The 25,272-nt window shown below is 63.9% G+C and carries 22 protein-coding genes and 1 other RNA gene; 11 read left to right on the forward strand and 12 right to left on the reverse strand.

The features are described 5' to 3' along the window. Window positions 1-50 precede the first annotated feature (50 nt). On the forward strand, window positions 51-1,025 hold the full coding sequence (locus E1748_RS20235) for an NADPH:quinone oxidoreductase family protein (protein ID WP_133648928.1): 975 nt from the start codon (window positions 51-53) through the stop codon (window positions 1,023-1,025). A 54-nt stretch (window positions 1,026-1,079) separates the two neighbouring features. Here the strand turns inward: E1748_RS20235 and E1748_RS20240 are convergent, their stop codons facing one another. The 8 genes from E1748_RS20240 to ffs all read right to left on the reverse strand — a co-directional run bounded on the left by E1748_RS20240 (window position 1,080) and on the right by ffs (window position 9,226). Continuing rightward, the gene (locus E1748_RS20240; RefSeq protein ID WP_133648929.1) at window positions 1,080-1,904 is read right to left on the reverse strand and encodes an ABC transporter permease; all 825 of its coding nucleotides are present in this window, start codon (window positions 1,902-1,904) and stop codon (window positions 1,080-1,082) included. Between the two features lie 92 nt (window positions 1,905-1,996). Further along, window positions 1,997-2,809 (reverse strand): ABC transporter ATP-binding protein, encoded by an 813-nt coding sequence (locus E1748_RS20245; protein WP_133648930.1) that lies wholly within the window; start codon window positions 2,807-2,809, stop codon window positions 1,997-1,999. A gap of 65 nt (window positions 2,810-2,874) precedes the next feature. Then, on the reverse strand, window positions 2,875-3,921 hold the full coding sequence (locus tag E1748_RS20250; protein WP_133648931.1) for an ABC transporter substrate-binding protein: 1,047 nt from the start codon (window positions 3,919-3,921) through the stop codon (window positions 2,875-2,877). 90 nt (window positions 3,922-4,011) lie between these two features. Then, window positions 4,012-5,235, reverse strand: coding sequence for a CaiB/BaiF CoA transferase family protein (locus tag E1748_RS20255; RefSeq protein ID WP_133648932.1), 1,224 nt, complete (start codon window positions 5,233-5,235; stop codon window positions 4,012-4,014). A 92-nt stretch (window positions 5,236-5,327) separates the two neighbouring features. Next, window positions 5,328-5,924: a recombination mediator RecR gene (recR, locus tag E1748_RS20260; RefSeq protein WP_133648933.1), complete on the reverse strand. Its 597-nt coding sequence runs from the start codon at window positions 5,922-5,924 to the stop codon at window positions 5,328-5,330. A gap of 82 nt (window positions 5,925-6,006) precedes the next feature. Next, window positions 6,007-6,333, reverse strand: a complete 327-nt coding sequence (locus E1748_RS20265) for a YbaB/EbfC family nucleoid-associated protein (RefSeq protein ID WP_133648934.1) — start codon at window positions 6,331-6,333, stop codon at window positions 6,007-6,009. Between the two features lie 74 nt (window positions 6,334-6,407). Next, complete coding sequence (locus tag E1748_RS20270) at window positions 6,408-8,918, reverse strand: DNA polymerase III subunit gamma/tau (protein ID WP_133648935.1); 2,511 nt, start codon at window positions 8,916-8,918, stop codon at window positions 6,408-6,410. Between the two features lie 209 nt (window positions 8,919-9,127). Continuing rightward, window positions 9,128-9,226: signal recognition particle sRNA small type (ffs, locus tag E1748_RS20275), an RNA gene on the reverse strand. 405 nt (window positions 9,227-9,631) lie between these two features. Here ffs and trxA point away from each other — a divergent pair. From trxA to E1748_RS20325, 10 genes are all read left to right on the forward strand, one after another. After that, the gene (gene trxA, locus E1748_RS20280) at window positions 9,632-9,958 is read left to right on the forward strand and encodes a thioredoxin TrxA (protein ID WP_133648936.1); all 327 of its coding nucleotides are present in this window, start codon (window positions 9,632-9,634) and stop codon (window positions 9,956-9,958) included. A gap of 210 nt (window positions 9,959-10,168) precedes the next feature. Beyond that, complete coding sequence (gene rho, locus E1748_RS20285; RefSeq protein WP_133648937.1) at window positions 10,169-11,434, forward strand: transcription termination factor Rho; 1,266 nt, start codon at window positions 10,169-10,171, stop codon at window positions 11,432-11,434. Window positions 11,435-11,608: 174 nt separating this feature from the next. Next, window positions 11,609-12,136, forward strand: coding sequence for a MerR family transcriptional regulator (locus E1748_RS20290; protein ID WP_133648938.1), 528 nt, complete (start codon window positions 11,609-11,611; stop codon window positions 12,134-12,136). Further along, window positions 12,133-13,689, forward strand: a complete 1,557-nt coding sequence (locus E1748_RS20295) for an MFS transporter (RefSeq protein ID WP_133648939.1) — start codon at window positions 12,133-12,135, stop codon at window positions 13,687-13,689. Before E1748_RS20290 ends, E1748_RS20295 begins: the two co-directional genes overlap by 4 nt. A 3-nt stretch (window positions 13,690-13,692) precedes the next feature. Then, window positions 13,693-14,538, forward strand: a complete 846-nt coding sequence (locus E1748_RS20300) for a M90 family metallopeptidase (protein WP_133648940.1) — start codon at window positions 13,693-13,695, stop codon at window positions 14,536-14,538. Between the two features lie 137 nt (window positions 14,539-14,675). Beyond that, a complete protein-coding gene (locus E1748_RS20305; RefSeq protein ID WP_133648941.1) occupies window positions 14,676-14,939 on the forward strand; it encodes a type B 50S ribosomal protein L31 in 264 nt (87 codons plus the stop codon). A gap of 319 nt (window positions 14,940-15,258) precedes the next feature. After that, window positions 15,259-17,013 carry an ArnT family glycosyltransferase gene (locus E1748_RS20310; RefSeq protein WP_133648942.1) on the forward strand — a complete coding sequence of 585 codons (1,755 nt, stop codon included), beginning with the start codon at window positions 15,259-15,261 and terminating at the stop codon, window positions 17,011-17,013. Window positions 17,014-17,015: 2 nt separating this feature from the next. After that, window positions 17,016-18,392, forward strand: a complete 1,377-nt coding sequence (locus tag E1748_RS20315; protein WP_133648943.1) for an MATE family efflux transporter — start codon at window positions 17,016-17,018, stop codon at window positions 18,390-18,392. A gap of 280 nt (window positions 18,393-18,672) precedes the next feature. Beyond that, complete coding sequence (locus tag E1748_RS20320; RefSeq protein ID WP_133648944.1) at window positions 18,673-19,296, forward strand: ComEA family DNA-binding protein; 624 nt, start codon at window positions 18,673-18,675, stop codon at window positions 19,294-19,296. A gap of 104 nt (window positions 19,297-19,400) precedes the next feature. After that, complete coding sequence (locus E1748_RS20325) at window positions 19,401-19,844, forward strand: YidB family protein (RefSeq protein ID WP_133648945.1); 444 nt, start codon at window positions 19,401-19,403, stop codon at window positions 19,842-19,844. Window positions 19,845-19,939: 95 nt separating this feature from the next. Here E1748_RS20325 and E1748_RS20330 read toward each other — a convergent pair whose 3' ends face one another. The 4 genes from E1748_RS20330 to E1748_RS20345 all read right to left on the reverse strand — a co-directional run bounded on the left by E1748_RS20330 (window position 19,940) and on the right by E1748_RS20345 (window position 25,059). Next, complete coding sequence (locus tag E1748_RS20330; RefSeq protein WP_133648946.1) at window positions 19,940-21,307, reverse strand: HipA domain-containing protein; 1,368 nt, start codon at window positions 21,305-21,307, stop codon at window positions 19,940-19,942. Continuing rightward, window positions 21,304-21,609, reverse strand: coding sequence for a helix-turn-helix domain-containing protein (locus E1748_RS20335; RefSeq protein WP_133648947.1), 306 nt, complete (start codon window positions 21,607-21,609; stop codon window positions 21,304-21,306). The genes E1748_RS20330 and E1748_RS20335 overlap by 4 nt, the downstream gene beginning before the upstream one ends. A 254-nt stretch (window positions 21,610-21,863) precedes the next feature. Next, window positions 21,864-24,461 carry an ATP-dependent chaperone ClpB gene (gene clpB / locus E1748_RS20340; protein ID WP_133648948.1) on the reverse strand — a complete coding sequence of 866 codons (2,598 nt, stop codon included), beginning with the start codon at window positions 24,459-24,461 and terminating at the stop codon, window positions 21,864-21,866. Between the two features lie 118 nt (window positions 24,462-24,579). Next, window positions 24,580-25,059: an Rrf2 family transcriptional regulator gene (locus tag E1748_RS20345; protein ID WP_133648949.1), complete on the reverse strand. Its 480-nt coding sequence runs from the start codon at window positions 25,057-25,059 to the stop codon at window positions 24,580-24,582. Between the last annotated feature and the right edge of the window lie 213 nt (window positions 25,060-25,272).

Below are 25,272 nucleotides of genomic sequence, written 5' to 3' on the forward strand. Positions count from 1 at the left end.
TGCTTCATCGCTCCACCATCCCATCACCTTTGCCCGCTCACGGAGACAGCATGCGTGCGATTCGTTGCAATCAATACGGCCCACCCGAAACCCTGACCGTCGAAGACCTGCCCGATCTGCAACCGAAGGCCGGCGAAGTCGTGATCGACGTGCGCGCGGCAAGCGTCAACTTCCCCGATGTCCTGATCATCGAGAACAAATACCAGTTCAAGCCGCCGCTGCCGTTCACGCCGGGCTCCGAAGTCGCGGGCATCGTGCGCGCGGTGGGCGAAGGCGTCACGGCATTGCAGCCGGGGGCGCGCGTCGTCGCGTTCACGGGCTCGGGTGGCTTCGCCGAACAGGTCGCCGCGCCCGTCGCCGCCTGCGTGCCACTCGACGACGATGTCGACTTCGCGCTCGCAGCGTCGTTCCAGCTTGCGTACGGTACGTCGCATCACGCGGTGGTCGATCGCGCGGCGCTGAAGGCCGGCGAAACGATGCTCGTGCTCGGCGCCGCGGGCGGCGTCGGTCTGGCTGCGGTACAGATCGGCAAGGCGCTCGGTGCGCGCGTGATCGCGGCCGCGTCGTCCGACGACAAGCTCGCCATCTGCGTCGAAAACGGCGCCGACGCGACGATCAACTACACACGCGACGATCTGCGCGAACGCATCAAGACACTGACCGACGGCAAGGGACCCGACGTGATCTACGACCCGGTCGGCGGCGTCTACGCGGAGCCGGCGTTTCGCAGCATCGGCTGGCGTGGGCGCTATCTGGTCGTCGGCTTTGCGAACGGCGAGATTCCGAAGCTGCCGCTGAACCTCGCGCTGCTGAAAGGCGCGAGCATCGTCGGCGTTTTCTGGGGCGATTTTGCGAAGCGCGAACCGGAGCGCAATCTGGCCGCGTTCAAGGAACTGATGGGCTGGATCAAGCAGGGCAAACTGCGTCCGTATGTGTCGGCACGCTATCCGCTCGCCGACACGGGGCGAGCGCTGCGCGACATGGCCGAGCGGCGCGTGACGGGAAAGATCGTGATCGAGCCTTGAGCGTGTTTCGTTTCATGCGGCGCGCGGTGCACCGACGCGCCGCATGAAACGCGCTTACATCTTTTCGGTATCGCCGCTCTTCGGCTGCCACTTCATCAAACGCCGCTCGATCAATCCGACGAGCGCATCGAGCACCAGCGCGAACGCGGTCAGCACGAGAATGCCGGCGAACACGGTATTGATATCGAACGTGCCTTCGGCCTGCAGGATCAGATAGCCGACGCCGCGCGCGGAACCGAGATACTCGCCGACCACCGAGCCGACGAACGCGAGCCCCACCGACGTATGCAGGCTCGAGAACACCCAGCTCGTCGCGCTCGGCAGGTACACGTGACGCAGCAACTGCTTGCGGTTCGCGCCGAGCATCCGCGCGTTCGCGAGCACGACGGGGCTCACTTCCTTCACGCCCTGGTACACGTTGAAGAACACGATGAAGAACACCAGCGTGACGCCGAGCGCGACCTTCGACCAGATCCCGAGTCCGAACCACACGCCGAAGATCGGCGCGAGGATCACGCGCGGCATCGAGTTCGCGGCCTTCACGTATGGGTCGAACAGCGCGCTCGCGATCGGCGACAACGCAAGCCACAGCCCGAAGCCGAGCCCCAGCGCCGTGCCGATGACGAACGCGAGCACCGTCTCGATCAGCGTGATCCACAGGTGCAGATAGATTTCGCCGGACGTGAACCATTGCCAGATCTGCACCAGCACTTTCTGCGGCTCGCCGAAGAAGAACGCGGCCTTGTTCGGATCGTCGAAATAGAACGCGGGCAGCAGCGTCGGACTCGTCAGCACGTACCAGAGCACGAAGCACAGCACGAGCAGCGCCCACTGCCAGATCACCAGATTTGCGCGGTTCGGGCGCAGTGTTTTCCACATGGAACGGTTACCCCCTTCCCTTCTTATCTCTTGTCGACCGCGGTCGGTGCTTTGGTTGTCGGTCAGCCTCGCGCTCACGCGAAGCACGACACTCACACTGCAGTCAGTTGCTGCTGATAACCCTTGAGCACTTCATCGCGCAGCACGCTCCAGATCTGCGCATGCAGTTCGACGAAGCGCGGATGCGCGCGAATCTCGGCGACGTCGCGCGGGCGCGGCAGGTCGATCGCGAATTCGCCGATCGGTCGCGTGCCCGGTCCCGCCGACAGCACGACGACGCGGTCCGACATCGCGATCGCCTCGTCGAGATCGTGCGTGATGAACAGCACCGCCTTGCGTTTCGCGACCCACAGATCGAGCAGCTCGTTTTCCATCAGCTGACGCGTCTGGATATCGAGCGCGGAGAACGGCTCGTCCATCAGGATGATGTCGGGGTCGAGAATCAGCGTCTGCGCCATCGCGACCCGCTTGCGCATCCCGCCGGACAACTGATGCGGATAGCGATCTCCGAAGCCGCCGAGCCCGACGCGCTTCAACCACTCGTCGCCACGGGCGCGCGCTTCGTCGCGCGGCACATTGTGGAATGACAGGCCTGCCGTGACGTTGTCGATTGCCGAGCGCCACGGCATCAGCGCGTCGGCCTGGAACATGTAGCCAGCGCGACGATTCAATCCGGTGAGCGGTTCGCCGAACACGCTGACCGTGCCCGACGACGGTTGCAGCAGTCCCGCGCCGACATTGAGCAGCGTCGACTTGCCGCAGCCCGTCGGACCGACGACCGACACGAATTCGCCGGGCGCGATGTGCAGCGTGGTGTCCCTGACGGCGGTGTAGCGCTGCGAGCGGTCATCACGCGCTGCGAATGTGCAGGTAATGTTGTCGAGCGCGAGAGCGGCAACGGTCATCGTTCGGCTTCCTTCGGATAGCTTCAGGTAGCTTTGGGTAGCTTCGGGTAGCAGACGGCGGGACGCTATGCCTTGACGGTCGCGAGCGCTTTCTTCACGAAGTCGTTGGTCCATGCCTTCGACAGATCGATCGTCTTGCCCTTCACGGACTCGTCGAATGCCTGCAGCGTTTTCAGCGACGTCGCGGGGCCGTCGGCGGGCATCAGACCGTCCGGCGACATCGCCTCTTTCACGTGCTCCCATGCCGCCAGATACAGCGCGCGATCGCCGAGCAGATACGACTCGGGCACCGTGTTGATCAGCTCACTGCCAGTCGCGACCTGCAGCCACTTCAGCGCGCGCACCATCGCGTTGGTCAGTGCCTGCGTGGTGTTCGGATTCTTCGTGATGAACGACTGCGATGCGTACAGGCAGCCGGCCGGCATGTTGCCGCCGAACACCGTGTGCGTATCGGCGAGCGTGCGCGTGTCGGACACGACGCGGACGTCGCCCGAGCGTTCGAGCTTCGTCATCACCGGATCGAGATTCGCGAGCGCATCGATCTGCCCGGACTGCAGCGCGGCGATCGCACCGGCGCCCGCGCCGACGCCGACGAACGCGACGTCCTTCGCGCTCAAACCGGCTTTCGCGAGCACGAAACTCGCCATGATCGACGTCGACGAACCGGGCGCCGTCACACCGATCTTCTTGCCCTTCAGATCGGCGATCGACTTGTAGTTCGGCATCGTCTTCTTCGACACCGCGAGCACGATCTGCGGCGCACGGCCCTGCAGCACGAATTCACGGAACGACTGGTTCTTCGCCTGCAGCAGCAGCGTATGTTCGAATGCGCCCGATACCACGTCAGCGCTACCGCCGACTGCAGCCTTCAGCGCCTGCGAGCCGCCCGCGAAATCGGAGATCTCGACGTCGAGCCCTTCGTCCTTGAAGTAATTGCGCCGCTCGGCGATCGTCAGCGGCAGGTAGTAGAAGAGGTTCTTGCCGCCCACCGCGATCGCGACCTTCTGCGTTTCGGGTTTGCCCTGTGTGCCTTGTGCAAAGGTCAAAGGCGTACCGGCGAAAGCCGCGCCCGCGACCGCGGCTGTACCGGCGAGAAAGCGTCTGCGTTGCATCGTCGAAGTCTCCTGTCGTTGTTGTTCGTGTGCGCGATGAAACCGGCACGCGTCGCGCCTGCCGTTGCTGCCAGCCGCCGTCGTTAGTAATCAGACGATCTGTTGTTCGTGCAGCCGCGCGATGTGCTGTGCATCATAACCTAGCGATTGCAGGACTTCATCGGTATGTTCACCCAGTTCCGGACCGAGCCAGCGCGTGTCGCCAGGCGTGTCGGACAGCTTCGGCGTGACCGCCGGCAACGCGATCTCGCGGCCGTCCTGCCACTTGAAGCGCTGGATCATCTGGCGCGCGAGATACTGCGGATCGGTGAACATGTCCGCGACGCTGTAGATGCGCCCGACCGGCACGTCCGCTGCGTTGAGCACCGCAAGCGCCTCGTCGATCGTGCGGCTGGCGAGCCACGCGGCGATCGCGCCGTCGATCTCCGCGGTGCGCGGCACGCGGCCGTCGTTGTGCGCGAGCGAGGGATCGTCGGCGAGATCGGCGCGGTCAATGGCGAGCATCAGCCGGCGGAAGATCGGATCGCTGTTGCCGCCGATCACGATACTGCCGTCGCGGCACGGGTACGTATTCGACGGCACGATGCCCGGCAGCGATGCGCCGGTGCGCTCGCGCACCATCCCGTACACGCCGTACTCGGGCACGACGCTTTCCATCATGTTGAACACGGCCTCGTACAGCGCGACGTCGACGATCTGCCCTTTGCCGCCATTCGTGTTCTTGTGATGCAGCGCCATCAATGCGCCGATCACGCCGTGCAGCGCGGCGATCGAGTCGCCGATCGAGATACCGATGCGCGGCGGCGGCAAGTCCGGATAGCCGGTGATATGCCGCAACCCGCCCATCGATTCGGCGATCGCGCCGAAGCCCGGCCGGTCGCGATACGGGCCGGTCTGGCCGTAGCCGGACAGACGCACCATCACGAGACCGGGGTTCTCGGCGGACAGCACGTCGTAGCCCAGGCCGAGTTTTTCGAGCAGCCCGGGCCGGAAATTCTCGACGACGATATCGGCTTCGCGCGCAAGACGCCGGACGATCTCCTTGCCCTCTTCCGCTTTCAGATTGATCGTCACCGATTTCTTGTTGCGCGCCTGCACGGCCCACCACAGCGACGTGCCGCCCGCTTCCGGATAGAGCTTGCGCCACTTGCGCAGAGGGTCGCCGCCTTTCGGATCTTCGATCTTGATCACGTCCGCGCCGAACTCGCCGAGAAAGCGCGCGGCGAACGGGCCGGCGATCAGCGTGCCGAGTTCGAGCACCTTGACGCCCGCAAGCGGGCCGGCCGCTTTGGCGGTGGGGGTCGTCGTGTTCATCTGTCTCCTTCGGTTTTTCGCGTGGGTTCGCCGGGCTGCGATGTGCTCGACATGAACTGCGTCCGCCGACGCATCGCGCGACGCGGTTGCCGCTACAGCGAGCGACGGTCGAGCATCGCGCGGGCGATGGTGCCCGCGTCCACGTATTCGAGTTCGCCGCCGACCGGCACGCCGCGCGCAAGCCGCGTCACCGCGAGACCGCGCGCCTTCAGCGTCTGACCGAGGTAATGCGCGGTCGCTTCGCCTTCGTTCGTGAAATTGGTCGCGAGCACGACTTCCTTGACGATCCCGTCCGACGCACGCTTCACAAGCCGGTCGAAATGGATCTCCTTCGGACCGATGCCGTCGAGCGGACTCAGACGACCCATCAGCACGAAGTAGAGACCGCGGTAGGTCATCGTCTGCTCGAGCATGATCTGGTCAGCGGGTGTTTCGACGACGCACAGCAGCGTCGGATCGCGCTCTTCATCGCTGCAGACTTCGCAGATCTGCGCTTCGGTGAAGGTGTTGCACTTCTCGCAGTGCTGCAGATGCTCGGTCGCGAACAGCAGCGAACGGCCGAGCTTTTCGGCGCCCTCGCGATCGTGCTGCATCAGGTGATACGCCATGCGCTGCGCGGATTTCGGCCCGACACCGGGCAGGATGCGCAGCGCTTCCACGAGTGCCGACAGGGCGGACGGTTGTTTCATGCGATGACGGCGACGGCGCGGAAGAGGATCGAATGGAGAGTGGACGGCGATGCTCGATGCAGGCCGCCGTCCGGGTGCGGGTTCAGAACGGCAGCTTGAATCCCGGCGGCAGCGGCAGACCCGACGTCATGCCGCCCATCTTTTCCTGCGCGGTGGCTTCTGCCTTACGCACGGCGTCGTTGAACGCAGCGGCGACCAGATCTTCGAGCATGTCCTTGTCGTCGGCGAGCAGGCTCGGGTCGATCGACACGCGACGCACGTCGTTCTTGCAGGTCATCGTCACCTTCACGAGACCGGCGCCGGACTGGCCCTCGACCTCGATCAGCGCGAGCTGGTCCTGCATCTTCTTCATGTTTTCCTGCATCTGCTGGGCCTGTTTCATCAGGCCGGCGAGTTGACCTTTCATCATGGATGTACTCCTTGTGGATCGTGATCGTTAAAGCGGTGGTGTTTTATGGGGTGACGTGCCGACTGCGCTCGATGTCAGTGCGCTGATGCTGCGCCATCCTGTGCGATCGGCCGGATCGAACCCGGCACGATGCTCGCGCCGAATTCGCGGATCAGCGACTGCACGAACGGATCGGCGCCGATCTCGCGCTCGGCTTCCTTCTGACGCTGCGCGCGCGTGGCGGCATCGAGCGCAGCGGCCGTGCGGCGCGCGGGGCCGACTTCCACCTGCACGTCGACGTCCCGGCCAAGGCGCTCCGCAAGCGCGGTCTTCAGCTTCGCGACCTGCGACGCTTCCGCGTATTGCGGCACCGGCACGTTGAGCCGCAGCGTCGCGCCGTCGAGCGCCATCAGTTCGCTGTTGAATGCCAGCTGGTACGAAATGCCCTTCAACGGCAAGCCGGCGGCAAGCGCCGGCCAGTCGCCTTCAAAGCCGAGCGGATTGAGCGGCACGGCCGGCGGCAGCGGACGCGTATCGACGACCACCGGCGCTTCGGTGCGTGCGGACGCTGCGCCGCCGTTGACGCGGACGTCGTCGGGGCCGCTGTCGAAGACCGGTACGAAGCCGTCGTCGGGGCCGGCGAAGAATGCATCGTCGCCTGAGACGGGGATGTAGTCGTCGGGCGGTATGTCGTCCCATGGCGGGGTCGATGCGGCGCTTTGTTCGCGCTTGTCCTGGGCGGGCTTCGGACGGGCCGCCGGTTCGCTCTGCGCAGCGCGGCGTGCCTCGGACGGTACCGGCACTGGCACGGCGACACGCGGTGCGGCCGTTTTGGGCGCAGCGGTCGATGCCGCTTGAGGCGCGGCAGCCACCCGGTCACGCGTCGACGAAACCTTGAGCCCCGCGTTGCGCAGTACGTCGAGCGCAGCGCTTGCACCGCCTGCCGGGCGACGCGAGTCGACTGCTGGTGCGCGCTCGGCGCTTTCCGCTTTATCGGTTGCTGCCGCTCCGGTTGGGACCGGCGCTTCGCTAACGGGCTTGTTGTGGACTGCAGGTTCGATGGCCGCAGGCTGTGATTCGGCCTCAGCTTCCGCCGCTAGCAGCGCGGTCGTTTCGGCGAGCTGCGATTGCGCTTCGACCGCACCATCATCGCGCGATGCGTTGATGGTGTCGGCTTGCGACTCGGCTTTCGCCTCGATCGGCGTAGCGGTTTCCGGCAAAGTCGCAGCCTTCGGTTCGACGATCGCGTCACCGGAAGTCGCGCTCCGGGGAATCTGAGGCGCTACGCTCGCGGACAGGGCATCGTCGATCTTGCCGACTCGCACGTTCTGCGTTTCGGCACTCGCCTGCGGCACGACTGCGGCCGGCGCCGGCTGCACCGTTTTCGCCGCCGGCATCGCTTGCGTCTGCGCGGCATTGCCCGCAGCTTGCACCGGCGCGGACGCACGCCGCGCGTCGGCGGATGAAGATGTCGACGGCCGCGCGGCCGGCACCGTGCCACCACCGTTACCACCGCCATTCGGCGCGGGCTCGAATGCGAGCATCCGCAGCAGCGTCATCGTGAAGCCCGCGTATTCGTCCGGCGCGAGACCGAGTTCGCTGCGGCCGATCGTGGCGATCTGATAATAAAGCTGCACCTGCTCCGGACTCAGCGCATCGGCGAAGCGGCGCAGATCGCCGGCCTCCGGCCATTCGTCAAGCACCGACGCCGGCGCGAACTGCGCCCACGCGACACGGTGCAGCAGACTCGCCAGATCCTGCAGCGCGGTCGAAAACGACAGGCTGCGCAGTGCCATCTCGTCGGCAATCGCGAGCACTGCGGCGCCGTCGCCTGCCGCCAGCGCGTCGAGCAGACGCACCAGATAACTTTGATCGAGCGCGCCGAGCATGCCGCGCACGGCCTCCTCGGTCACCTGATTAGCCGAATAGGCGATCGCCTGATCGGTCAGCGAAAGCGCGTCGCGCATCGAGCCGTCTGCGGCACGCGCGAGCAGCCGCAGCGCCTGCGCTTCGAAACTGATCTGTTCCTCGCCGAGGATGTGCTCCAGGTGCGACACGATGTGCCCCGCCGGCATCTGCTTCAGATTGAACTGCAGGCAGCGCGACAGCACGGTGACCGGGATTTTCTGCGGATCGGTAGTGGCGAGAATGAATTTGACGTGCGGCGGCGGTTCTTCCAGCGTCTTCAACATCGCGTTGAACGCGTGGTTGGTCAGCATGTGCACTTCGTCGATCATGTAGACCTTGAAGCGCGCATCGACCGGCGCGTAGACCGCACGTTCGAGCAGCGCCGCCATCTCGTCGACGCCGCGGTTGCTCGCCGCGTCCATTTCGACGTAATCGACGAACCGCCCTTCATCGATCTCGCGACACGCGCGGCACACGCCGCACGGTGTCGACGTGATGCCGGTCTCGCAGTTCAGCGCCTTCGCGAAGATGCGCGACAGCGTCGTCTTGCCGACGCCGCGCGTGCCGGTAAACAGATAGGCGTGGTGCAGACGGCCGCCGTCGAGGGCGTGCGTGAGCGCGCGCACCACGTGCTCCTGTCCGACGAGCGAAGCGAAATCCTTCGGCCGCCATTTGCGTGCGAGAACTTGATAGGTCATCCGGAAATTGTATCAGCAACGTCGTCCCATACAGACGAATCGAAAGCGTCGGACCGGACGGTACGAACCCGTGGCCGCACGATAGAAATTTCGTCGATTGGGTGTAGCTGAAATTGGAAAACTGATGTGCTGAAAATGAGCAGTAAGCTGAGCAACAAGCGAAATTGCGCAACTCAAACCAGCGGAAGAACAGCGGAGAAAAAGTGGAAGGTGACGAGCCTGACCCTCGGCACTGGTGGAAAACGGCTGTGGCTGCTTCGTTCCCGACCTGACCAGGTTGACCGCCCCTCCATGCGAGGAGGCCCGTCACGTCGCATTCTATCATCGGTGCTGCTGCAGCGCGACAGTTAAAGTGAACGACCTTCGCGTAACGCCCACCCGCAAAGGCGTCGCGCGCCTGGTAGTGCCTCTTGTGTTTACCGTTAAAACCACCAGATACGTGTCGTGGAAATTCCCGCGCGAGGATAAAGCCCCACTGTCCTGATGACTACTATCGCGGCGGGCAACGCATAGCGAATTAAGCTAAACTGGCGGCCAGATGTCCCGCAATACAGGTCCCCATAGCGCCCTTCCGAGGCTGCCTTCGCAGGTACTCGAACGGGTTCGACCGGGGCTCGGCGTGCGGCTACACGAACAGAAGTTTTTCCGGTTTTGGTGTATCGTGGCGAGCAATTAATTCAGGCCGGCCTCGACCCTAAAGAGGTATTCATACAATGAGCGAACAAATCAAGCACATCAGCGACGCATCGTTCGAAACGGACGTCGTGAAATCCGATAAACCCGTACTGCTCGACTTCTGGGCCGAATGGTGCGGTCCCTGCAAGATGATCGCCCCGATCCTCGACGAAGTCGCGAAGGAATACGACGGTCGCGTGCAGATCGCGAAGATCAACGTGGACGAGCATCAATCGACGCCGGTCAAGTTTGGCGTGCGTGGTATCCCGACGCTGATCCTGTTCAAGAACGGCGCGGTCGCTGCACAGAAAGTGGGCGCCCTGTCGAAATCGCAACTGACCGCGTTCCTCGACGGCAACCTGTAAAGCATCCGGCTCCTCGTGAGTCGCACCGGTCGTGTTGTCCACCGACAACACGACCGGCTCGCAGATGCACTTGCCTCACGTCGGCGGAATCCGGCGTGTGCTATGCTAGAATCCACAAAACGTCGAAAAGACGTGTAAGTCCTTGAGCGGTTCCGCTCAATTCTCCTCCCAGATTTCATTTCGTCGCACCTTCTCCCGCGGGTTCTCCGTATGCATTTATCCGAGCTCAAGACACTGCACGTGTCTGAATTGATCGAGATGGCCAATGGCCTCGAGATCGAAAGTGCGAACCGCCTGCGCAAGCAGGAACTGATGTTCGCCATTCTTAAAAAACGCGCCAAAACTGGCGAAACGATTTTCGGCGACGGCACGCTCGAAGTATTGCCGGACGGCTTCGGCTTCCTGCGTTCGCCGGAAACCTCTTACCTCGCGAGCACGGACGACATCTACATCAGTCCATCGCAGATCCGCCGCTTCAACCTGCACACCGGCGACACGATCGAAGGCGAAGTGCGCACGCCGAAAGACGGCGAACGCTATTTCGCGCTGGTGAAGGTCGACAAGGTCAACGGCCAGCCGCCGGAGGCGTCGAAGCACAAGATCATGTTCGAAAACCTCACGCCGCTGCACCCGAACAAGGTGCTACTGCTGGAGCGCGAAATGCGCGGCGAGGAGAACGTGACGGGCCGGATCATCGACATGATCGCGCCGATCGGCAAGGGCCAGCGCGGCCTGCTGGTCGCGTCGCCGAAGTCCGGCAAGACGGTGATGCTGCAGCACATCGCGCACGCCATCAAACAGAATCATCCGGACGTCATCCTGTTCGTGCTTCTGATCGACGAACGTCCTGAAGAAGTGACGGAAATGCAGCGCTCGGTCGCAGGCGAAGTGATCGCGTCGACGTTCGACGAACCCGCCGCGCGTCACGTGCAGGTCGCCGAAATGGTGATCGAGAAAGCCAAGCGCCTCGTCGAAATGAAGAACGACGTCGTGATTCTGCTCGACTCGATCACGCGTCTCGCCCGTGCATACAACACCGTCGTCCCGGCATCGGGCAAGGTGTTGACGGGCGGTGTCGATGCGAACGCGCTGCAACGCCCGAAGCGCTTCTTCGGCGCGGCACGTAACATCGAGGAAGGCGGTTCGCTGACGATCATCGGCACCGCGCTGATCGAAACCGGCAGCCGCATGGACGACGTGATCTACGAAGAGTTCAAGGGCACCGGCAACATGGAAGTGCACTTGGAGCGCCGCCTCGCGGAAAAGCGCGTCTATCCGTCGATCAACCTGAACAAGTCCGGCACGCGCCGCGAAGAACTGCTGATCAAGCCGGAAATCCTGCAAAAGATCTGGGTGCTGCGCAAGTTCATCCACGACATGGACGAAGTCGAAGCCATGGAATTCCTGCTCGACAAGGTTCGCCAGACCAAGAGCAACTCCGAGTTCTTCGACATGATGCGTCGCGGCAACAACTGATACGCCGCGCTGTATCGCTCGAATCAGAGCTGCAATACAAACCGTCCGCCTCGTGCGGACGGTTTTTTTTCGTCCATCGCAACCGTATCGTGCACCTGCACGTTCGCCCGAACCTGTACGTGAACGTCCACGTTGATCTACAATGACGACCATCTGCTCACGATACAAGCCGCCATGGCCAAAGATCCCGTCGATCCACCGTTGCTCACCGTGCAGGACGCCGCGAAGCGTCTGCACGTCACGCCACGCACGCTCAAGTACTACGAGGAACGCGGGCTCGTCACGCCGACCCGCAGCGAAGGCCGCTACCGGCTCTACGACAGCGACGATCTCGAACGCTTCGCGCGGATTCTGCGGCTGCGTTCGCTCGGCTTCTCGCTGCAGGGCATTACCGAAATGCTCAAGCGACCGTTCGAACGACACGAAGGCGGCCGCAGCCGGTTGTCGGACGCGTCGCTGCGCGAAATCCGCGATGCGCTGACACAGCAGATCGACGCACTCGACGCACGCATCGAATCCGTCAGTCGCGAGTTAAAGGAAGCGCGCACGCTGCGCACGGAACTGAGCCACGACCTCGATTACGTCGCGCGACGCGTCGCCGGCGAAAGCGCCGACACGCTGCTCGAACAGCGGCGCGATGAACTCGTGCGCAAGCGGACCGCCGCCGCAAAACGCGCGAAGCCCAAGGCTCCATCGGCATGAACGTCGCATCGTCCCGCGTCCCGCTTTTCAGCGTCGACAAGCTGCGCGGCGACTTCTTCCCGTGGGTGCTGGCGGTCGTCACCGGTCTCGATTACTTCGACAACGCGATCTTCTCGTTCTTCGCCAGCTACATCGCCGGCGGCATCAACGCGTCGCCGGACGAGCTCGTCTGGTCGTCGAGTGCTTACGCGGTCGCTGCGGTGCTCGGCATCCTGCAGCAGCAATGGTGGGTCGAGCGGTTCGGCTACCGGCGCTATGTGGCCGGGTGCATGCTGCTCTACTCGGCCGGCGCGGTCGCGGCCGCGCTCTGCGAGACGTCGGTCGAACTCGCATTCGCGCGCGGCTTTCAGGGCTACTTCATCGGCCCGATGATGGGCACGTGCCGGATCCTGATCCAGATCAGCTTCAAGCCGCAGCAGCGCCCTGTCGCGACGCGCGCGTTCCTGATCCTGATTCTGCTCGGCAGCGCGCTTGCGCCGTTGCTCGGCGGCTTGCTGGTCGCGCATTTCGACTGGCGCGCGTTGTTCGCCTGCACCGCGCCCGTCGGCGTGCTGTTCGCGATTCTCGCGCTGCTCGCCCTTCCCGATTCCGGCGGCCTGCAGCCCGAAGAGCGCGGCGCGACACACTTCTGGCCGTACCTGATCTTCGCGTTCGCACAGGGCGCGCTGCAGATCGTGATGCAGCAGGTGCGCTTCCAGCTCTTCACGACGTCGCCCGCACTGGTCGTGCTCACCGTGTCCGGGGTCGGCGCGCTCGTGTGGTTCATCTACCAGCAGTGGCATCACCCGTCCCCGCTGGTGCGGCTGCACGCGCTGCGCGAAAAGACCTTCCAGATGGGGCTCGTGCTGTACATGTTCTACTACTACGAGTCGACGGCATTCAGCTATCTGATCTCGCGTTTTCTCGAAGGCGGACTCGGCTATCCGGTCGAGAACACCGGCCGACTCGTCGGCGTGACGTCGCTGATTTCCGGAAGCGCGCTCTTCATCTACCTGCGTTACGCGAAACTGCTGCCGCGCAAGAAATGGATCATCGTGCCCGGCTTCGCGATCGCCGCGTTCGCCGCCGCGTGGATGACACGGATGTCGCCCGCCGTCGGCGAAACGGCGCTAATCGTGCCGCTATTGCTGCGCGGGCTGCTGTTGCTGTTCATCGTGTTGCCCGTCGCGAATCTGACGTTCAGAATCTTCGCGATCGAGGAATTCACGCACGGCTACCGGCTGAAGAACATCGTGCGCCAGTTGACGATCTCGTTCGCGACCGCCTCTGTAATCATCGTCGAGCAGCATCGTCAGGCGCTGCACCAGTCGCGGCTCGCGGAATTCGCGAATGCGTTCAATCCCGCGTTCCAGAGTACGATCGCGGCACTGACGAACGGCTTCGCGGCGACCGGCCGTCCGCCCGCGGAAGCACGCGCGCTCGCGACGGTCGAAGTCGCCAGAATGGTCGCGCAGCAGGCGAGCTTCCTGACGTCGCTCGACGGCTTCTATTTCCTGATCGGCGTCGCCGTGTGCGGCGGTATTTTCGCCGCGTGGCAAAAACAGATCGATTGACCGATGCTCTCGAAACTCACTCACTGGCTCGACACCCGCCGCCGCGACCGCGCGCTGCGCACTCACGCGATCTCCGACGCGCTGTGGCAGTCAACACTCGACGGCCTGCCTTTTTTCTCCTATCTGAATGCGACGGACCTCGCGCGGCTGCGCGAAACGACCAGCCTGTTTCTCGCGCAGAAGCAGTTCTCGACCGCCCACGATCTCGAACTCACCGACGCAATGACCGTCGCGATCGCCGCGCAGGCGAGCCTGCCCGTGTTGAATCTCGGTCTCGACCTGTATCGCGGCTGGGTCGGCGTGACCGTCTATCCAGGCGAATTCGTGATCCGCAAGACCGTCGAGGACGAGGACGGCGTGGTCCATGAGGTCGAGCACGACGCGAGCGGCGAGGCATGGGAGGGCGGCCCGGTGGTGCTGTCGTGGGAAGACGTGCAGATGACCGACGGCAGCGACGCGTACAACGTCGTGATCCACGAGTTCGCGCACAAGATCGACATGCTGAACGGCGAAGCGGACGGCCATCCGCCGCTCTTTCGCCGACTGCACGCACCGCTCGATTCGCAGGCGTGGGCCGATGTGTTCGACCACGCGTACGACCGCTTCTGCGCGCGCGTGGATGCGGTGCCGGAGCGTCGCTGGGCGCGCTTCGAACGCGAATCGCTGATCGACCCGTATGCGGCGGACCACCCATCGGAATTCTTCGCGGTCTGCAGCGAAGCGCTGTTCGTCAGGCCAAAGGCGTTCGAGGCCGAATATCCCGAGCTGTACCGGCTACTGGCCCGCTATTACCGGCAGGATCCCGCCGGCACCGGTGCGCTCGCTGAAAGTGCGACAGGCACGCGCTGAAAGGGTTGCGGGCCTGTGAAAGGCCCTGCGAAAAAGTCGCCAACCGACTGATTTTCTGGCATAATCGCCGTTTTTCGACCGTAGGCAAGTGGCTCGCGCTAACGCGGGTTGGCTACCGCCAGATTAAAGGAAAGACCATGAAAGAAGGCATCCACCCCGATTACCGCGAAGTCCTGTTCATCGATATGTCGAACGACTTCAAGTTTGTGACCCGCTCGACCATCCATACGCGCGAAACCGCCGAATTCAACGGCAAGACGTACCCGCTCGCGAAGATCGAAGTGTCGTCGGAATCGCACCCGTTCTACACGGGTCAGCAAAAGATCATGGACACGGCCGGCCGTGTCGAGAAGTTCAACAAGAAGTTCGGCACGCGTGCCACCGGCAAGGCAGTGAAGTAAAAGCCGCGTTCCCGGGGCCTCGATCGATGGCGACCGGAACGAAGCACGAAGGGCAGCGCAAGCTGCCCTTTTTTATCGCCGGCTATTTTCGGTGCTGTCCTCTGACGATGGTTTCGGCCGGTGCCCGGCGCGATCTCCCACTCCACCGTACGCGCGACACCTGCAACGCCCGTAAGCACCCGCAAGACTCAAGGTCATACGCGACCGTGACGCGCGGCGCAGCGCCCGTCTACAATGCCGGATGCTCCAGACCGGCCACCGTCCCGGTCATCGTTTCTCGCGGCTTACCGCCCTGCCTTTCCGCTATCCAGACATCTGCATGAGACCTGTCGTTCGCCTCACCGCCTCCGCGACCAGCGCACTACCGCGCTGGTTGCTGCTGACCATCTGTATCGTCTACGCGTCGTTCGGTCTGTTCGGCCGCGACCCGTGGAAGAACGAGGACGCAGCCGGTTTCGGCGTGATGTGGACGATGGCGACGGGCCACGTGCGCGACTGGCTGCTGCCGAACCTCGTCGGCAAATACATCACGTCGGAAGGCCCGCTCGGCTACTGGCTCGGTGCCGGCTCGATCCGCGCGCTCGCGCCGTGGGTCGACGCGAGCAACGCGTCGCGCGTGTTCACCGGGCTCCTGTTCTGCACGGCGTGCGCGTTCGTCTGGTATGCCGCGTATCTGCTCGGCCGCCGTCCCGAAGTGCAGCCGTTCAAATATGCGTTCGGCGGCGAACCGGAACCGCGCGACTTCGGCCGCACGCTCGCCGACGGCGCACTGCTGATCCTGCTCGCGTGCTTCGGCCTCGCCGAGCGAGGCCACGAAACGACGCCGCAGATCATGCAGTTCGTCTGCGTCGCGATGCTCGTCTACGGCCTCGTGCGGATGATCGACAAGCCCATCCAGGGGGCTCTCGTCTGGGGGTTCGCGCTCGGACTCGTGACGTTGTCGAGCAGTCCCGTGCTGGTCATCGCGCTGCTGGTCGGCACGCTGGCGATGACCGTGATCGTGCGCGAGACGCGCTCGCGCTGGCTGCTGCTCGCCGGACTGCCGGTCGCGCTCGCGCTGTCGGTGTCGTGGCCGCTCGTCGCGCTTTCGATGTTCCCCGACGACGCCGTATGGTTCCTCAACCAGTGGATGCACAGCAGCATCAACTCGTTCGGCGGCTCGCCCGAACCGGTGCTGCGCTATGCGCTGAAGAACCTGCCGCTGTTCACGTGGCCGGCGTGGCCGCTCGCGCTGTGGGCGTTCTTCAGCTGGGCCGGATTGCGGCGCGCGCCGCACGTCGCGATTCCGCTGTCGGTGATCGCGCCGCTGCTGATTCTCGTTGTGCTGCAAAGCCATCAGTCGAACCGGCTCTACATGCTGCTGCTGCCCGCGCTCGCGGTACTCGCCACGTTCGCACTGCCGACGTTGAAGCGCGGCGCGATCAACGCGATCGACTGGTTCGCGATGCTGAGCTTCACGATCATCGGCTCGGCCGTCTGGCTGTTCTGGCTCGCGGGCCTCACCGGTTTCCCCGCGCCGCTCGCGCGCAACCTCGCGCGCTACGCGCCGGGCTTCACGCCGCAGTTCAAGATCCTGTCCTTCGTCTGCGCGGTTGCGGTGACTGTCTGCTGGTTCGCGCTCGCGCGCTGGCGGCTGTCGCGCCATCCGAAGGTGCTGTGGCGCAGCGTCGTGCTGTCGAGCGCCGGCACGACACTGATGTGGGTGCTGCTGATGACGCTGTGGCTGCCGCTCGTCAACTACAGCCGGACCTATAAGGACGTCGCCGAACAGATCGCAAGCCATCTGCCGGACGACTACAGCTGCATCTCGCCGGTCCGGCTCGGTAACGCGCAGATCGCGACCTTCGCGTATTTCGGCGACATGCACTTCTCGTTCAACGAAGACTGCGACGTGATCCTCCGCCAGGACACGCAGGACTTCGGTGAACCGAGTTCGATGCCGGCGTATATCTGGAAGCTGGTCTGGGAAGGCCGCCGTGTCGCCGACCGCGACGAGCGCTTCCGGCTGTACGTCCGCATCGATCGTCCGAAGCCACCGGTCAAACGCCGTCCGCCGCGCCGCCAGCCCGACTGACGATGTTCGAGGACGTACGGAAAATCGCCGGGCTCGCGTGGCCCGTGCTGATCGGCCAGCTCGCGATCATCGCGTTCGGCGTGATCGATACGGCGATGGTCGGCCGCTATTCGGCCGTCGATCTGGCCGCGCTCGGCCTCGGTTCGTCGATCTACGTTTCCGTCTATATCGGCCTGACCGGCATCGTCACCGCGTTGCAACCAATCGCCGCGCAACTGCACGGTGCGCGACGCTACGACGAAATCGGTGAAGAGGTGCGCCAGTCGCTGTGGCTCGCAGTCGTGCTCGCGGCGCTCGGCTTCACGCTGCTGTATTTTCCAGGGCCGCTGCTGCGGCTCGCGCACGTGCCCGACACGCTGCGCGAACTGACCGTCTCGTATCTGCGCATCCTGTCGTTCGGGTTGCCCGCGAGCCTCGCGTTTCGCGTCTACAGTTCGCTCACCAATGCGGTCGGCCAGCCACGGCTCGTGATGATCCTGCAGATCGGCGGGCTGCTGATCAAGGTTCCGCTGAACACATGGCTGATCTTCGGCGGCCTCGGCGTACCGGCGCTTGGCGGCCCCGGCTGCGCGCTCGCAAGCACACTGATCAACTGGACGCTCGCGGCCGTCGGCATGACCGTGCTGGCGAGGCTCGATGTGTTCCGGCCATTCGCGATCTTCTCGCGCTTCTGCTGGCCGGTGTGGCAACGACAGCTCGCTCAACTGCGGCTCGGTATTCCGATGGGACTGTCGTACCTGATCGAGGTCACGTCGTACACGTTCATGGCCCTCTTCATCGCGCGCTTCGGTACGACGACGCTCGCCGGGCATCAGATCGCGGGGAACGTCAGCGCGGTGCTGTACATGACGCCGCTGTCGATCGGCGTTGCTGCGTCCACGCTCGTCGCGCGGGCACTCGGCGCGCATCGCTACGACGCCGCGCGCACACTCGCGCGACACGGCATCCTGATGGCAGTCACGCTTGCATGCGGCTACGGTCTGATCGTGCTTGCGCTGCGACCGTTCATCGTCGCCGGCTACACACCCAACCCGCAGGTGGTCGCCGCCGCGATGCCGCTCGTGCTGATCGTCGTGTTCTATCACCTGTTCGATGCGCTGCAGGTCACGACCGCGTTCGTGCTGCGTGCATACCGCGTCGCGGTGGTGCCGACCGTGATCTATGCGATCGCGCTGTGGGGCGTCGGCCTCGGCGGCGGCTATCTGCTCGGTTACGACGTCGGCGGCGGTGTGCCGACATGGCTCACCGGCGCGCACGGCTTCTGGGTCGCGAATGCCACGAGCCTCGCGATAGCCGGTACGGGGCTGCTGCTGTACTGGCGCGTCGTCAGTACGCGCTATGGGCGCTCGCGCGTTGCGCAGCCGGACCCTGCCGCCTGAGCACATCGAAGCCGTCGCTCTCCGCGCAACCCGTTTCGCATCGAATCGCCCTCGCACAACCCGCGCGCCAACGCCCTTCCACTCACAGACCGTCAAAGATTTAACCAGTGTTAAATCACCTCTCCGGTGATTTACTTGCGACAAATCGATCGGTATAAATCGAAAGCCTTTCATAAAAAGGGCGCGCAATTTGTCCTATGCTTAAGCCCAGCGCCTGCTGACTGGATGCGCGCGATCCGTTCCCGGCTTACTTTTTCTTGCCCTCAATGGAGTGCCTGCCATGCTGAAGAAGCTGTTGATGCTGTGCGTTGCCCTCGTGCTGTCGATCTCCGCCGGCTTTGCCGCCGCCGCGGTCGAAGTCAATACCGCCGATCAGACGGCGCTCGAATCGGTCAAGGGCATCGGTCCCGTCCATGCCAAAGCGATCATCGACGAACGGACGAAAAACGGCCCGTTCAAAGATGCCGCCGACCTCGCGACCCGCGTCAAGGGAATCGGTACGAAGTCCGTGACGAATCTCGAAGCCGCCGGCCTGACCATCAACGGTTCATCCACGCCGCCGCCAGCCGGCACGGCAAAGCCAGCTGCATCGGCTAACACCAAGGCCGCGACGAAGTCGACGACGACCGCAGCAGCGCCGGCCGCCGCTCCCGCTACTCCGACGCCTGCGCCCGCAGCCACGACGACGGCCACCGCCAACGCGCCGGCAGATGCGTCGGGCGGCAAAGCCACGAAGACGAAGAAGTCGAAGAAGAGCAAGGCTGCGTCCGATGCAGCCGCCGCGTCGTCGGCGGCACCGGCTGCCGCTGCGCCGGCTGCTGCAACGTCGGACGGCAAGGCCACGAAGACGAAGAAGTCGAAGAAGAGCAAGGCCGCTTCCGCGGCAGCGGCTTCAGGCGGCTAACGCATCGAGATTTATCCGTGCCGCGCCCCTGCGCGGCGTTTTCCCCCGCCGGTCCGCGCCTCGCAACTGCGAAACCCGCAGGCCGGCTCTCCAGTGAGACCGCCATGAGCCTACTCGACACTCTCGGTTCCCTGCTTGGCAAGTCGCCCGAAGGCGGCGGCGGCCAGACAGCCCTGATTTCCGCCGCTCTCGAATTCGTCAACAACCAGCCGGGCGGCCTGAACGGCCTGATCCAGAAATTCCAGGAAAAAGGCGCCGGCGACGTCATCAGTTCGTGGGTCGGCAACGGCGAGAATCAGGCGATCTCGCCGGACACGCTGCATAGCGTGCTCGGTTCGGACGCGGTGAGCGGCCTCGCCGCGAAAATCGGCGTCGATCCGCAGCAGGCGGCAGGTTTGCTGTCGCAAGTGCTGCCGCACGTGATCAACACCGCAACGCCGCAAGGCGAAGTGCCCGCCGACGGCAAGGTGAACAGCGAAAGCGTGCTCGGCGCATTGGGCGGCCTCGCGTCGCTGCTCGGCAAGGGCGGCGGCACGCCGACCGCTTAACGCTGCAAAAAGGGAGCGTCTCGTGCTCCCTGTATCACCTCTGCAGCCTCAAGGGCCGTCCTCGCGACGGCCCTTCGTCTTCTGTACGCCCCCGCTCAAGCACCCGCTGCCGACAGCTTCCTCACCATGTCGGCAATGATCGTGTGCCGGATGACCCGCATGCACATCGCTTCACCACCCAGTGTCGCGGCAAGCACAGAAGCGCCAGCGGCAAGCCGCGCGTTCTCCGCTTCGACTTCGGCGTAAAGGTCGTCGGCAGCGCGACCGATCGCGTTCACCTGCGCATCGAGCAGACGCACCGCAGTGCCTCGTGCGATGCCGAGTACGTCGGCGGAACGCAGCATCAACTCGCGGTTCATGTCCGCGTAATAGCGCACGCCGAGCACGTCCCACGCGAACGACACGCGCTCCGGCCAGTCGCGCTTCTGATACGTCGGCGTGCTCCACGCTGCGACGCTCAGCAGATCGTAGAACGGCGCGAGCTGAACGCCTTCATGCGACACGAAGAAGCTGAGATTCTTCAGATGCGCATCCGAGTTGCCGATCAGCACGTTGAACACCAGCCACGAAAACAGCCGCGTTCTCGCCGCCGCGCGATTGCGGCACGCGTGCGCAATCGCGGCGAGTTGCTCGACGCTGCCCTGCTCGTACTTGAACGTGCGCGCGAGATCGAGCAGTTGGCACGCATCGATCGTATGGAGGCGTTGCCACTCACCATCGCGCTCGGTCCGGTCGAAACGATCGACCAGATACACCGGCGCGGGCACATAGCGCCGATGCACGGGTGGCACCTCCAGCTTCAGCCGCGCGGCAAGCGTCATCACGAACCATTCGTCGATGACCGAATGCGGATAGTCGCCCTCTTCCTGATGATTCGGCTTGAGGATGTGCGTCGACGGCGTTGCACCGGCCGGCTCGAACAGCTGGTCGTCTTGCAGGACGACCGCCAGCTTGTGCTGCGCGCCGGCCAGCGACATGCGCTTCAACGCAGCGTGCGTGAGCGGCACGCGTGGCAGCGCGTCGATCCGCGCGGCGAGATCCGCGTCGGCGAGTGGCCGCAGTCCTTCGCTTTGAGTCGTGCGAGCGCCTGCGGGATCCGGCGGCAACAGCGTGACCGATCCCGCCGACTCGGCACCGTAGTGCGCGAGCAGCGCGAACGCATCGGCTTCGTTGCGGATATTCGCATCGCGCGCAAGCAGTGCACGCTGTCCTTCTTCGGGCAACAGATTGTCGAAATACCATTGCACCGACCGACGGCTGCTGCCGTCGCGCAGCGCTTCGGACTGAAGCGGCAGCGCGGGGCTCAGCGGATAACTGTCCGCGCGCGCGAGCCAGTCGGCGGCATAGGTGAAGCTCCAGATATCGCCGTCGTCGCGCAGCACGCCGACGTCGATACCGTTGATGCTCGCGACAAGGCTACGCGCCAGCGGAGCATTCTCCGTTGTGTGTTCGTCCGCCGTCATGCCGCATCCCCGGAAGGACGTCGCCGTGCACGCGCCTCGCGCTTCGCGAGCTTATCGCGTTCGTGCGCGAGCAACGCAGCCGCCGCGTCCGGCAGATCGACGCTCACCTTCACGCCCAACGATTCGAGCACGCGAAAGAGCTTGCCCCAGTGCACGCCTTCCGCACCGTTTTCGACCTTGCCGAGGAAGCTCTCGCTCACGCCGATACTGCCCGCCGCATCGTCCTGACGCAGGCGCTGCGCCTTGCGGGCCGCGCGAATCGCGATGCCGAGATCGCGTGGTGTTTCAATGTCCGTTTTCATCGTGAATCCTTGCATTTACACGGATTTTTCTATTTTAGCAGACCGAAAACCAATAATCCGTACGATTGCACGGATTATCGATCCAAGCCGTGTGCCTATAGAAAAATCCATGCAATCGTACGGATTTTCAATCAACAATAGGCCATATGATCCATTATCCTTGCAATCACAAGGATAAATTTAAAGAAAAAGGGCAACGAATCGCTTCGTTGCCCTTCCAGGTCATACCGGCGCCGCAGCGCCGCTCAATGCACTCAATGCACGACGCGCTCGAACACCAGCTTGCCGTCCTGCAGTTCGACCGGAATCACATCCTTCGGACCGAACTTGCCGGCGAGAATCAGCTTCGCGACTGGATTCTCGATCTCCTGCTGGATCGCGCGCTTCAGCGGCCGCGCACCGAACAGCGGGTCGTAGCCGACCTTGCCGATCTGCTCGAGCGCCGCATCCGATACGACCAGCTGCATGTCGAGCTTCGCGAGCCGCTCGTGCAGCCGTTGCAGCTGGATCTTCGCGATCGACTGGATGTTCCCACGGTCGAGCGCATGGAACACGACGACGTCGTCGATCCGGTTCAGGAATTCCGGCCGGAAGTGCAGCTTCACCTCTTCCCACACGGCATCCTTCACCGCTTCTTCGCTCTCGCCGACCATCGACTGGATCACCTGCGAGCCGAGATTCGACGTCATCACGATCACCGTGTTCTTGAAGTCGACAGTACGCCCTTGCCCATCGGTCATGCGGCCATCGTCGAGCACCTGCAGCAGCACGTTGAACACGTCCGGATGCGCCTTCTCGATTTCGTCGAGCAGGATCACGCTATACGGCTTGCGACGCACCGCTTCCGTCAGATAGCCGCCTTCCTCGTAGCCGACGTAGCCCGGCGGCGCGCCAATGAGCCGCGCGACGCTGTGCTTCTCCATGAACTCGCTCATGTCGATACGAATAAGGTGCTCTTCCGAATCGAACAGGAACGCGGCCAGCGCCTTGCACAGCTCGGTCTTGCCGACGCCCGTCGGTCCGAGGAACAGGAACGAACCGTACGGACGGTTCGGATCCGACAGCCCGGCGCGCGAACGACGGATCGCATCGGCCACCGCGCTGATCGCCTCGTTCTGCCCAACCACGCGCTCGTGCAGCTTTTCCTCGATCTGCAGCAGCTTTTCGCGTTCGCCCTGCATCATCCGCGACACCGGGATGCCGGTCGAGCGCGACACGACGTCCGCGATTTCCTCCGCGCCGACCTGCGTGCGCAGCAGGCGCCGACGCGTCGGACTGTTCTGCTCCTGCGCCTCCGCCTGCGCGACCTGCTTCAGTTGCGCTTCGAGCTGCGGCATCTTGCCGTACTGCAGTTCCGCGACCTTCTCGAGCTTGCCTTCGCGCTGCAGCCGCGTGATCTCGGCGCGTGTACGCTCGATCTCTTCCTTCAGTTGCGCGCTGCCCAGCACCGCAGCCTTCTCGGCGGTCCAGATTTCCTCGAGGTCCGCGTACTCGCGATCGAGCCGATCGATTTCCTCTTCGATCAACTGCAGCCGCTTCTGCGACGCCTCGTCCTTCTCCTTCTTCACCGCTTCGCGCTCGATCTTCAACTGGATGCGCCGACGGTCGAGCCGGTCCATCTCTTCGGGCTTCGAATCGATTTCCATCTTGATCTTCGACGCTGCTTCGTCGATCAGATCGATCGCCTTGTCCGGCAGGAAGCGGTCAGTGATGTAGCGATGCGACAGCTCGGCGGCCGCGACGATTGCCGGGTCGGTGATATCGACGCCATGATGCAGCTCGTACTTTTCCTGCAGCCCGCGCAGGATTGCGATCGTCGCCTCGACGGTCGGCTCGTCGACCAGCACTTTCTGGAACCGGCGTTCGAGCGCCGCGTCCTTCTCGATGTACTTGCGGTACTCGTCGAGCGTGGTCGCGCCGACGCAGTGCAGCTCGCCGCGCGACAGCGCCGGCTTCAGCATGTTGCCCGCGTCCATCGCGCCTTCGGCCTTGCCGGCGCCGACCATCGTGTGAATTTCGTCGATGAAGACGATGGTCTGCCCTTCGTCCTTCGCGATGTCGTTCAGCACGGCCTTCAGACGCTCTTCGAACTCGCCGCGATACTTCGCGCCCGCGAGCAGCGCCGCCATGTCGAGTGACAGCACGCGTTTGTTCTTCAGCGTTTCCGGCACCTCGCCATTGACGATCCGTTGCGCGAGCCCTTCGACGATCGCTGTCTTGCCGACGCCCGGCTCACCGATCAGCACCGGGTTGTTCTTGGTCCGGCGTTGCAGGATCTGGATCGAGCGGCGGATTTCGTCGTCGCGGCCGATCACCGGATCGAGCTTGCCCGCACGCGCGCGTTCGGTCAGGTCGACCGTGTATTTTTTCAGCGCCTCGCGCTGGCTTTCGGCGTCCTGGCTGTGCACCTGCGCGCCGCCACGCACGGCGACGATCGCCGCTTCGAGCGACTTGCGCGTGAGACCGTGCTGACGCGCGACCCGGCCCGCTTCGCCCTTGTCGTCGGCGATGGCGAGCAGAAACATCTCGCTGGCGATGTAGGTGTCGTTGAGCTTCTGCGCTTCCTTGTCGGCCTGATTCAACAGACCCGTCAGATCGCGCCCGATCTGCACGTTGCCGTCGGTGCCCTGCACCTGCGGCAGACGCTGGATCGCATCGTTCAGCGCCGTTTGCAGCGCCTGCACGTGGACGCCCGAGCGCGACAGCAGCGAGCGCGCCGCGCCGTCCTGCTGCGCGACGAGCGCCGCGAGCAGATGGACAGGCTCGATGTATTGATTGTCGCGGCCGACAGCCAGGCTCTGCGCGTCCGCGAGTGCTTCCTGAAACTTGGTGGTGAGTTTGTCGACTCTCATTAAGCAGCTCCGATTTCGAATATCACCAAAATGAGGTGTTTCGTGCGAGTTTCAAGCGCTTTTTCGAGTTTTCAGGCGAATTTTACGATGACACGCGGCAGCGGCGCCGCCGGCGTGCCTAGCCGCCGCTTTGCGCGGGCACGATCTGAATGACCTGCCCGAGACCCAGCAATGCCGCGAGCGGCGACGCCGGCTGGGAGATTTCATCGATCGTATGACGGTCGAGTTCGGCCATAAACGCGTCGCGAGCGGCGCCGAACACGTGTCGCAATTGGCACTCCGCCTGGATCGCGCAGCTGCGGTGCGCGGCATCCTCGCTGGACAGGCAGCTGACCAGTCCAAAATCGTTCTCGGTCGCGCGCACCACCTGACCGACCGTCAACGCTCGCGAGCGTCCCGAGAGCCGCAGCCCGCCGTTGCGGCCGCGCACCGTGTCGACCCAACCGAGATCGCCGAGTCGCTGGACGATCTTCATCAGATGGTTGCGCGAAATGCCGTACGCGTCGGAGATGTCCTGGATCGTCGAGAGCCCTTCGCCGCAGACGGCGAGGTACAGCATCACGCGCAGCGAGTAGTCGGTATAGTCGGTTAGTCTCATGGCGCTGTGGCTCGCGAAAAACAATCGGTGACGCGCGGTTGGTCTATGACCGCGACGCTGCAAGGGTTGCCGGTCCGTGGATTGGGTTCTAACATGCACGGCTTGAGCATGTTTGACCGTTCAGCAGTCGGCAATTGTGGAGCACTTTAAGACACCCCGGTTTTGTCGCCGACCGGCATGCGAAAAGCTGGCCGGCGATGCGTACCGGATACG

The sequence above is a fragment of the Paraburkholderia flava genome (assembly GCF_004359985.1).
In the GTDB taxonomy this organism is placed as follows: Bacteria; Pseudomonadota; Gammaproteobacteria; order Burkholderiales; family Burkholderiaceae; genus Paraburkholderia; species Paraburkholderia flava.